Here is a 1855-nt window from a genome sequence, read left to right on the forward strand (position 1 = left end):
CCGTTGGAGGCGCCGTCCTGGTTGACGGCCGAGCCACGCACGACGGCCAGCACCTCGTGGCCGTTGCGGCGGGCGTCGGAGAGCCGTTCCAGCACCAGCATGCCGGCGCCCTCGCTCCAGCCCGTGCCGTCGGCGGCGTCCGCGAAGGACTTGCAGCGGCCGTCCGGGGCGAGGCCGCGCTGCCGGGAGAAGGCGATGAAGTTGCCCGGGGTGGACATCACGGTCGCGCCGCCCGCCAGGGCGAGGGTGCACTCCTTGTCGCGCAGCGCCTGTACGGCGAGGTGCACCGCGACGAGCGCCGAGGAGCAGGCGGTGTCGATGGTGACGGCGGGGCCCTCCAGGCCGAGGGTGTAGGAGACGCGGCCGGAGATGACGGCGGCCAGCACGCCGGTGCCGAGAGCCGCCTCGGCGTCCTGGGGCGACCTGGCCAGCAGGTCCTTGTAGTCCTGGCCGTTGGTGCCGGCGAACACGCCGACGCGGGCGCCGTGCACCGAGTCGGGGGCGATCCGGGCCCGTTCCAGGGCCTCCCACGACACCTCGAGCAGCAGCCGCTGCTGGGGGTCCATCGCGACCGCCTCGCGGGGGCTGATCCCGAAGAAGTCCGGCTCGAACCCGGCGGCTTCGGTGAGGAAGCCGCCGCGTGTGACGTAGCTCTTGCCGGTGGCGTCCGGGTCGGGGTCGTAGAGGGCGTCGACGTCCCAGCCCCGGTCGTCGGGGAAGTCACCGATGGCGTCGGTGCCGTCGTGGACGAGCCGCCAGAACTCCTCCGGGGTGGTGACGCCGCCGGGGAAGCGGCAGGCCATCCCGACGATGGCGATGGGTTCCCGGTCCTGGGTCTCCACCTCGCGCAGCCGCTGGCGGGTCTGGGCCAGATCGGCGGAGACCCGCTTGAGGTAGGAGAGCAGCTTTTCGTCGTTGGTCATCGGGTGTCGCCACTCCTGTGCGAAGAGGTGGGCTGCGGTGGGACCGGGGCGTCGGGGGAGGTCCGTCTCACGCCGAGCCGAGTTCGTTGTCGATGAACGCGAAGACGTCGTCGGCGGAGGCGTCCTCCAGCCGTCCGGCGACGACGTCGGCGTCCTGGCCGAGGGTCCTGTTGAGGTCGGTGAGCAGGGACTGCAGGCGGGTGGTGATGCGGCCCTGCTCGATGTCCTCGGCGGTGAGGCCGCCGAGGAGGGCGGCGACCCGGTCGAGTTCGGCGACCACCGAGTCCACGGAGGTGTCGGCGCCCGCGAGTTCGGAGCCCAGGTGCTTGGCCAGGGCGGCGGGGGTGGCGTAGTCGAAGATGAGGGTGGCCGGCAGCGGCACCCCGGCGGCGCCGCTGATCCGGTTGCGCAGGTCGACGGAGGTGAGGGAGTCGAAGCCGAGGTCGCGGAAGGCGGTGGTCGGCTCGACCGCGTCGGCGCTCGCGTAGCCGAGGACGGCGGCGGCCTGTCCGCACACCAACTCCTGCAGGGCGCGCTCGCGTTCGCCGCCGGTGAGCCCGGCGAGCTTCGCGGCGAAGCCGTCGGCGGTGCCGGCCTGGGCCGGGCCGTCCGTGCCGCGCCGGGCCTCGGGCAGGGCGGACAGCAGGGCGCTCGGCCGGGAGGAGGTGAACGCGGGCGCGAACACGGACCAGTCGACGTCGGCGACGGTGACGGTGGTGTCGCCGCCGTCCAGGGCGCGGCGCAGCGCGGTGAGCGCGCGGCCGGGGTCGAGGAGGGACATGCCCATCGCGCGGGCGGCCGAGCGGACGGTGCCGTGGGCGGCCATGCCGTCGCCGTCCCACGGGCCCCAGGCCACCGAGGTGGCGGGCAGTCCGGCCGCGCGCCGGTGCTCGGCGAGGGCGTCCAGGTAGGCGTTGGCGGCGGCGTAGTTG

The 1855-nt window shown here is 74.4% G+C and carries 2 protein-coding genes; both read right to left on the bottom strand.

The window, feature by feature from the left end; translation table 11 throughout:
* Positions 1-923, bottom strand: a 923-nt coding sequence (locus GT045_RS13375) for a beta-ketoacyl synthase N-terminal-like domain-containing protein (RefSeq protein WP_202527958.1), incomplete at its 3' end; no start/stop codon positions are given.
* Between the two features lie 67 nt (positions 924-990).
* The coding region (locus GT045_RS13380) for an acyl carrier protein (RefSeq protein ID WP_161334298.1) at positions 991-1855 on the bottom strand (865 nt) is incomplete at its 5' end.

Source organism: Streptomyces sp. SID486 (genome assembly GCF_009865385.1).
Lineage (GTDB): Bacteria > Actinomycetota > Actinomycetes > Streptomycetales > Streptomycetaceae > Streptomyces.